This window comes from Robinsoniella sp., assembly GCF_034124845.1.
Map to the genome: position 1 here is coordinate 1 of NZ_JAWYAJ010000506.1, position 7,841 is coordinate 7,841.

The following is a 7,841-nucleotide window of genomic DNA, read 5'->3' on the forward strand; positions in this document are numbered from 1 at the left end:
CCGTACCGGTCATATTTTTATCCGGTTCCACCCAGGTGGATGCCGTAACTTCCCATTTTCCCCGTTTGATCTGTTCTTTGATCTCAGGCAGCATGTCGGGACAATATTTTTCAATTGCCTCATAGGTAGACGCCTGGGACTGGGAAAATGTAAAATCTTCGTATTCCCGCATCAGATTCAGCATGGTCTGAAAGGTATCAATGGTAACAGACACGGTTTCCTGGTATCCCCACATCCAATTCATGTCAATGTGGGCATGCCCTGCACAGATGACACTTAATTTCTTAGCAGACTCTTTGTAATGGATCAGTTTCTCTTCTGCAGCGGATGCTTCCTGTTTTGTAATTGCACCCTCTTCTTTCTCCTGTTGGTAAAGATGTTCGATTACCTCCGCCGTATCAGTTGGAATCTCCCCATTTTTTAACTGAATCAGGTATCCCAGCTGGGCAAGAATACGTTCTTCCCAATAATTTTTTCCTTTTTTCTCTTTCAGTTTCAGATACTTCTCAATTGTATTCACTAATACACCTTCTTTCTTTAACCTTTCGTTCCGCCCTGCATGCTGAATCCCTTGGACATATATCTCTGCGTCAACACGTATAGTATGATGGACGGAAGCGCATAGATGATGGAAAATGATGCCAGGAGACCATAGGAAACGGTATGTGTGCCGAAAAACTGATACAGCGTAACTGCCGCCGGATACTTCTCACTGCTGGATATAAGGATAAACGGCACGAGAAAATTCCCCCAGCTTCCGGAAAACGTATAGATGGCAATTGTGAATATTCCCGGTACCATAAGGGGTACAATCACCTTCTGAATTCCTTTTAACTTACCTGCGCCGTCTACCCAGGCGGCTTCTTCCAGTTCCATAGGCACTGCATCCATAAAGTTCTTCATCATCCATATGGAGTAGGGCATGGACGATGCCGTCATAAACAAGATAACACCAAACAGGTTGTCATATAACTTTACCGTCAAAAACATTTTGTAAACAGGTACCATTATTGTTGCGATGGGCAGAGATGTCATAAACAGCATGGAAAGCATAAACAGTTTTTTATGCTTCATCTCATACCTGGATAACGGATAAGCCGCAAGTCCCGCAAGAAGCACCACCAATACGGATTGTCCAAAGGAAATGACAAACCCGTTCAGAAATGACAAATAGTTGGACTTATTGGTCAGTACACTTTTATAGTTCTCCAGCGTAAAATCCGGTGCCTTCACAGAGAGGTTGGCTGTGGCGTCAACCGACGCCAGCACAACCCAGCAGAGAGGCAGAAGAAATACTACTGCTATGATGCTTAACGCCGCATAGGCAATGATTTTATTTCTTTTTTCCCTCATGACCCTTCCTCCATTTCTTTTCCGGCAATCCGGGTATAGAAAATACTGAACAGGACAGAAAGCACAAGTAAAATCATAGAAATCGCCGTGCCGTACCCAAGCTGATAGTTCTTAAATGCCCGGATATACATCAGTACCGGCAAAGTCTGGGTAGCCGTACCCGGTCCGCCTCCGGTCATAACGTAGATCATTCCAAAGCCTCCCAGTGTCATAAGGGTAATCAGCATGGTATTGGTCATTATGGTTTCTTTGATGATCGGCAGTATAATATAGAATATATTCTGCAGACTGCTGATTCCATCTAATTTTGCCGACTCCTGTACTTCTTCCGATACGTTATCCAGTGCCGATTGATATACCATCATAGAGAACGCGGTTCCATGCCAGATATTCGCCAGAATAACAGCAAACATCGGATACTTAAACAGCCATGGTATTTTGGAAATGCCCACCAGGGATAGTATTGCATTTAAAGTTCCCTTGTCATTGAAAAAGGAATATGCACATACCGCACACACGATTTCAGGCATGACCCACCCTGCTAAAATAATAGGTCCCACAATTCTTCGGAAGGTTTTATTTTTATGTTTCATCAGATATGCGATGATAAATCCAAGCAGGCTCTGTCCTGCCACGGATCCAACCGTAAAAATCAACGTCATGATTATACTGTTTATCACTGCAGGATCATCCAGCAGCTTTTTATAATTTTCCAGGCCCACAAATTCCAAATTGGCAGCAGCCGTTCCGGTCAGCGCCAGATTCGTAAAGGAATAGTAAATTGTCATTATGATTGGCCACATAAAGAAAATGAGGATTACGACCAGAGCGGGCACCAGATAAATTAATTTTGACATTACTGCACTGCTTGATTTTCTTTTCATATATCCCCCGTCCTCTGCATTGCTGCGGAATTTGTGTTATTCCTGAATGTTTTCTTTTCCTACGATGGACTCCACACTTGTCGCAAATGTTTCCATGGCGTCTTTGGGTTCGGTTCCTGTTACAGCTGCTTCCACCATCTGTGCAATGTGGGTGGAAACTTCCGCATACTTTTCATTCTTCGGTCTGAATTTTGCCTCTCCTAACAGCTTGGTCGCTTCATCATTAAATGGTCTTCCGGTAATCTCCGGATAATCGGACATATCTCTGGTTGGAAGTGCTCCCGATCCCACTACATGCAGTTTGAAATTATCCGGTTTCATAAGCTCTGTAATAAATTCAAATGCCAGTTCCTGATTCTTGGAAAGTTTGGTTACCGTCCATGCCCAGCCGCCTGACATGGTAATATAACCGCCATTGTCACCTTTTTGAGTCGGCATTGGTACAAATCCTACTTTTTCCTCATATCCGTCCCACTGATAATTGCCGCCTTCCTGGAAGAAAGTTGCAAACCAGCTGCCCATCAGATAAATTCCCAGTTTATCCTGTCTCATATAATCTGCGCCGTACTGCCATTCGTTAGCATCCATACGCTCTGAAATTTCTCCGCCCAGTTCTTCATCAAAAATAGTTTTCATAAATCCAAGTGAATCTTCGATTCCCTGGCTTCTGGTTACCCATTTTCCGGTGCTTTCATTGTAAAGCGGATTTTCCCCCGTTCCATAGAGGAACATCTCATAGGTATTCATCGTTGTTGACTCTCCACCTGCTGCCGGAGCGCTAAACCACATGGGAACCACATCCGGGCATTTCTCTTTAATGGTACGGCATGCACTTAAAATATCATCCCAGGTCTTCGGCTGCCAGTCTTCCGGAAGTCCAGCCTGTTTAAATACTTCTTTGTTGTAAAGAAGTCCCCGGCTATCTGTACTGCATGGAATTCCATAGACATTTCCATCGGGATCCATAACACCTTTTTTAATTGCTTCTAAGTAAGAATCATTGTTCCAATCTTCATAATTTTTGGTATATTCTGTAATATCCGCTATGTATCCCGCGGCAACATCTGCCGACAAACGGAAGGTATCTTCAAAATAAATATCCGGTGTTGTACTGGCATCTGCCATCTGCAGCTGCACCTTTGTAAAATAATCACTTTCTGTTGCTACTATTGGACGTATATCCAGTTCTACCTGATCTTTTTTGTCCCATCCCTCGTATGCCTGGGCTATTTCTTTGTGGAAATAGCTGTTCTCTCCCTCACCGGAAGAATCCACATAAGTGATGGACAGTTTTGTTTTTCCTGTTGAAGCTTCGCTGCCGGCCTTTGTCTCTTCTTCAGCCACAGTTTCACCTGTTTCTTTTTGAGTGGCAGCAGTTTCTTCTGCCGCTTTCTGAGAACCAGCTGTTTCATTTGATGACTGCCCGCCTGAGCCGCTGCAGCCTGCTGTCATGGTCACTACCATCGCTGCTGTCAAAATCATTCCTACTAACTTCTTTTTCATTACAAAACCTCCTTCGTCCTTCGGCATTCCTACACAAAATTATGCCGACTTTTTCGTCATATTGTACATTATAGTTTTGTAAATACGACTTTTATTAGCGATTACAACTACATTAAACCACAGTACCAACTAATTGTCAATTATTTTTACTATTATATTATAAAGAAAATTTAGATATAGGCTAAAATGTGATGATGCTGATTTTCCCATCCCTTTGATACCTAAAACTCTCTTATTATATTCAATCAGAATGGCATACAAAAAAGGATAAACCTTTAGTTGGCTTATCCTTTTTTATTGGGTTATTGGTTTAAGAGCAAACACTTTTAACTTTTACACATAAACTTCAGAAATATACTGCTCTGCATCCAATAAAGAATAGCCCGCCACAACCCAGAAATTATCATGCTGAGAAAACCATCTGCCTTTACTCAGCAAAATAATCCACACAAACTTTACCATCTGTAACAGCCTTTATATACTCTTTTATCTTCAGATGCTCAGGGTGTCCCTGATATGCCGCTTCTGCCTCTCTGTCTGTAAATTCCGTATAAAGAGCAAAGTCATAAGTTCCCCCATTATAATTGGCACCCACTTCGGCTTTTAGCAGTCCTTTTATTTGTGGCATAATCTTTTGAAACTTTCCGTTTAACTCTGATACGATTTCCTGTACGTCCTTTTTATGCTCTGGTTTTAATGCCCAGAATAAGATATGTTTTACCATCGTCCCCACTCCCTTCCATTTATGCTTTCTGAGAACTTCCAAACAAACGCATCTTGCTGCCGACTTCGGCTTTAATGCCGTCTATGGTATAGTTTATTAATTCCGGATAGCTGATGGAAGAACAGGTGCAGCCCTTTAGTTGCTGCATTACAGCTTTCACAATCCCTTCAATCAGTTCCTGGCTGTTCCCCAGATTAATCTTTCGGGCGCCGCAGAGATTTTCATTAATCGTGTTAACTGCTGCTTTGGACATATCGGTAAATATATTGACTTTGCTGATTCCATTTGCCACACAGCTTCGAAAGTCCTGATCCGTCAGCCCCGACCCGCCATGTAAAACCAGAGGAACATCCACCGCACTTCGGATTTCCCGAAGCCGGTTTATATCCAGAACCGGCTTAACCCTGTATTCACCGTGGGCTGTACCGATTGCCACTGCCAGAGCGTCTATTCCCGTCCGGGCGGTAAAGTCAGCTGCCTGTTCTACTTTCGTATACATTTCCTCATGGCCGTCGTCACCGCCGCCTTCGGCACCTCCCACATGTCCCAGCTCCGCTTCCACGGATACATTCAGGGCATGGGCTACTTTTACAATTTCCTTTGTCTGACGGATATTGTCTTCATAGGAAAGCGTGGAGCCGTCAAACATAACCGATGTAAAACCATAATGGATTGCTTTCATAATATAAGAAAAAGTCATTCCGTGGTCAAAATGAATGGCAACCGGTACCGATGCTTCCCTTGCAAACTTCACCATAATCGGCGCTATGTCTTCAAGATTTGCATACGGAAGATGGGCTTCGGCAAAACCAATAATCACAGGAGAACGTTCTTCTTCTGCGATTCCGATAATCGCCCTTGCCATCTCTAAATTGATGGTATTAAACATACCAACACCATATCTGCGGTTCTTTGCGTCTTTTAGTATTTCTTTTAGTGTAACAATCCCCATAATACACCTTCCTGTCTTTTACAAGATTGCAGTACGGGCATCCGTATAAGCTCGTCCGTAAACCTCTGCCACTGCCTGATAGGTTAATTTCCCTTTGTATGTATTCAGTCCCTCCAAAAGCCCTGTATCTTCCAGAAGCGCTCTCTCTGCCCCTTTGTCCGCAATGGAAAGCCCATAGTTTAGTATAGCATTATTTAAAGCATTGGTGGAAGTATTCGATACTGCCCCCGGCATATTTCCAACGCAATAGCAGACCACACCGTCTGTCACATAGACCGGGTCATCATGATAAGTCACATGGCTGGCTTCACTGCATCCGCCCTGGTCAATTGCCACATCCACGATCACTGCGCCTTTTTTCATATTCTTTAAATATTCCCTTTTAATCAGCTTGGGCGCTGCCGCCCCCGGAATTAACACCGCTCCGATGACCAGATCTGCATCCGTCAGGCATTCCTGTATGTGCTGGGGTGTGGAATAAACCGTGTTAATTCTGCCCTGGTATATATCCTCCAGGTATTCAAGCCTGTTCAGATTAATATCCAAAACCGTTACATCTGCTCCCATTCCGGCAGCGATTTTAACGGCGCTGGTCCCAACAATTCCGGCACCCAGCACTACCACCTTACCGCGCTCCACACCCGGGACTCCTGACAGCAGGACGCCACTTCCGCCAAAGGGCTTTTCCAGATATTTGGCGCCTTCCTGTACGCTTAATCTTCCGGCTATCTGGCTCATGGGTTTTAAACAGGGTAATCCGCCATTCCTGTCTCTGATTGTCTCAAAAGCAATTCCAATGCATCTGCTTTCCAGCATGGCATCAGTCAGCGCTTTATCCGCTGCCAGATGAAGATACGTATAGATAATCTGATTCTCCCTGATCAGTCCATATTCCGGTTCCAGCGGTTCTTTTACCTTTACAATCATGTCACAGATATCGAAGACATCCTTTGCCCCATCCAGTAAAATGCAGCCTGCCTGCCCATACATTTCATCTCCGTAACCGGAACCTTCCCCGGCACCCCTTTGTATATAAACCGAATGCCCATGGTCGATAAATGCTTTTGCTGATTTTGGCGTCAGACCAACGCGGTATTCATGTTTCTTAATTTCTGTAACGGTTCCTACTTTCATTATATTGCCCCTTTCCGGCTTTTTGCCGCACCCTTTTATCTGTTATTCCATTTCACAGAAAATTTTCCTGTAGATCCACTGCCCGTTTTTCCCGATAGGACTTTAGTGCCGCCGTATGCAGTGCATGGGAGATTCTGGTCTCCTTTGGCGTAAAGCAGCCAAATTCTACCTCTTTTCCTTCCACTTCCAATATAAAAGCTGCCCACATCTGTAAGATGGCATCAGTAAAACCAAATTCAAAGATATCTCCGGTGATGGTGGGAATCAGTGGTTTGGTACCGATATTCACCCTGCTCCATGCCTGGTTCTTTCCTTTGGAAAACAGATAGTGGAAAGCATTGGGGTCATCCGAGCAAAACCGAACAGAGGCATCCATTCCCTTTACCTCCAGATACCAGTTACTGGTTGCCCCCGGCTCCAGTCTCTTTGTCTCGATGTACATCGCAAATTCATTGTCATCCTTATCAGCACACTGGCAGATCATTGTACCGTTGTCATAGGTATCGCAGGGCGCCATGCCGCCTTTTCCATCCGGGCGTTCTTTCACAATATCACTTAATACCCCATATACATTTTTGGGAATCCAGCCCAGCCGGAAAGGAACATGTTCTGCGTGAATACCCAGATCCCCAAGGCATCCATATTCTCCATTCATCCGCACGGTTCGTTTCCAGTTAATCGGCTTATTGGTATCCAGGTCACTGGCGTGATTAAATCCCGCCTTCACTTCAATGATCCTTCCCAGTTTGTCATCTTTTACCCACCGGATTAATTCCTGGCAGGCTGGAAAATAGGGATATTCGCTGGCACACCGCACAACCACTTCCGGATTTTGCGCAGCTGCCTCAAGGATTTTATCATTGGCTTTCTGATCGATTCCAAAGGGTTTTTCCCCCAGCAGATGCTTCCCAGCGCGGATGATATCACAGTAAACCTGTTCATGCAGCAGATGGGGAAGGGCGCAGTATACAGCCTCCACGTCTTCCCGTTTTAAAAGTTCTCTGTAATCCGTGGTGGTAAAGCAAATAGTATCAAAGTTGTCCGTAAACCATTTCTGAGATGCTTCATTTACATCACAGACAGCCACAATCACAGGCTTTGCCGCAGGGACCGCCAGATGGCACCATCTTGCAGCGGCACTTGCAAATTCTTTTCCCATAAGCCCGCATCCTATAATTCCAAATTGAATTGTTTTACCCATATCAGACTCCTCCTATTTTCCTTCTTCCATTTCCTGCAGTGCAGCTTCCATATGCTCCATCAGGCAGTCAATCAGTTTATTGGTGGCAAT

General features: G+C 44.4%; 7 protein-coding genes and 1 pseudogene. All 8 read right to left on the bottom strand.

Translation table 11 applies throughout. The features are described from left to right. Window positions 1-520 (bottom strand): annotated as a pseudogene (locus tag ACH2DQ_RS25100) (hypothetical protein); the annotation flags it as partial. 17 nt (window positions 521-537) lie between these two features. Then, window positions 538-1,353: a carbohydrate ABC transporter permease gene (locus tag ACH2DQ_RS25105; protein ID WP_394912377.1), complete on the bottom strand. Its 816-nt coding sequence runs from the start codon at window positions 1,351-1,353 to the stop codon at window positions 538-540. Next, the gene (locus ACH2DQ_RS25110; RefSeq protein WP_394912378.1) at window positions 1,350-2,237 is read right to left on the bottom strand and encodes a carbohydrate ABC transporter permease; all 888 of its coding nucleotides are present in this window, start codon (window positions 2,235-2,237) and stop codon (window positions 1,350-1,352) included. The genes ACH2DQ_RS25105 and ACH2DQ_RS25110 overlap by 4 nt, the downstream gene beginning before the upstream one ends. 36 nt (window positions 2,238-2,273) lie before the next feature. After that, the gene (locus ACH2DQ_RS25115; protein ID WP_394912379.1) at window positions 2,274-3,740 is read right to left on the bottom strand and encodes an extracellular solute-binding protein; all 1,467 of its coding nucleotides are present in this window, start codon (window positions 3,738-3,740) and stop codon (window positions 2,274-2,276) included. A 427-nt stretch (window positions 3,741-4,167) separates the two neighbouring features. Beyond that, window positions 4,168-4,464, bottom strand: coding sequence for a Dabb family protein (locus ACH2DQ_RS25120; protein WP_394912380.1), 297 nt, complete (start codon window positions 4,462-4,464; stop codon window positions 4,168-4,170). 19 nt (window positions 4,465-4,483) lie between these two features. Further along, window positions 4,484-5,416 (bottom strand): ketose-bisphosphate aldolase, encoded by a 933-nt coding sequence (locus tag ACH2DQ_RS25125; RefSeq protein WP_394912381.1) that lies wholly within the window; start codon window positions 5,414-5,416, stop codon window positions 4,484-4,486. 18 nt (window positions 5,417-5,434) lie between these two features. Further along, entirely contained in the window at window positions 5,435-6,550 is a 1,116-nt protein-coding gene (ald, locus tag ACH2DQ_RS25130; protein WP_394912382.1) for an alanine dehydrogenase, read from the bottom strand. A 52-nt stretch (window positions 6,551-6,602) separates the two neighbouring features. After that, window positions 6,603-7,751 (bottom strand): Gfo/Idh/MocA family protein, encoded by a 1,149-nt coding sequence (locus tag ACH2DQ_RS25135; RefSeq protein ID WP_394912383.1) that lies wholly within the window; start codon window positions 7,749-7,751, stop codon window positions 6,603-6,605. Window positions 7,752-7,841: the final 90 nt, after the last annotated feature.

Excerpts from the sequence above, each read along its gene's own strand:
- ACH2DQ_RS25105 (WP_394912377.1), bottom strand. The coding sequence starts at position 1,353 with ATGAGGGAAAAAAGAAATAAAATCATTGCCTATGCGGCGTTAAGCATC.
- ACH2DQ_RS25110 (WP_394912378.1), bottom strand. The coding sequence starts at position 2,237 with ATGAAAAGAAAATCAAGCAGTGCAGTAATGTCAAAATTAATTTATCTG.
- ACH2DQ_RS25115 (WP_394912379.1), bottom strand. The coding sequence starts at position 3,740 with ATGAAAAAGAAGTTAGTAGGAATGATTTTGACAGCAGCGATGGTAGTG.
- ACH2DQ_RS25120 (WP_394912380.1), bottom strand. The coding sequence starts at position 4,464 with ATGGTAAAACATATCTTATTCTGGGCATTAAAACCAGAGCATAAAAAG.
- ACH2DQ_RS25125 (WP_394912381.1), bottom strand. The coding sequence starts at position 5,416 with ATGGGGATTGTTACACTAAAAGAAATACTAAAAGACGCAAAGAACCGC.
- ald (WP_394912382.1), bottom strand. The coding sequence starts at position 6,550 with ATGAAAGTAGGAACCGTTACAGAAATTAAGAAACATGAATACCGCGTT.
- ACH2DQ_RS25135 (WP_394912383.1), bottom strand. The coding sequence starts at position 7,751 with ATGGGTAAAACAATTCAATTTGGAATTATAGGATGCGGGCTTATGGGA.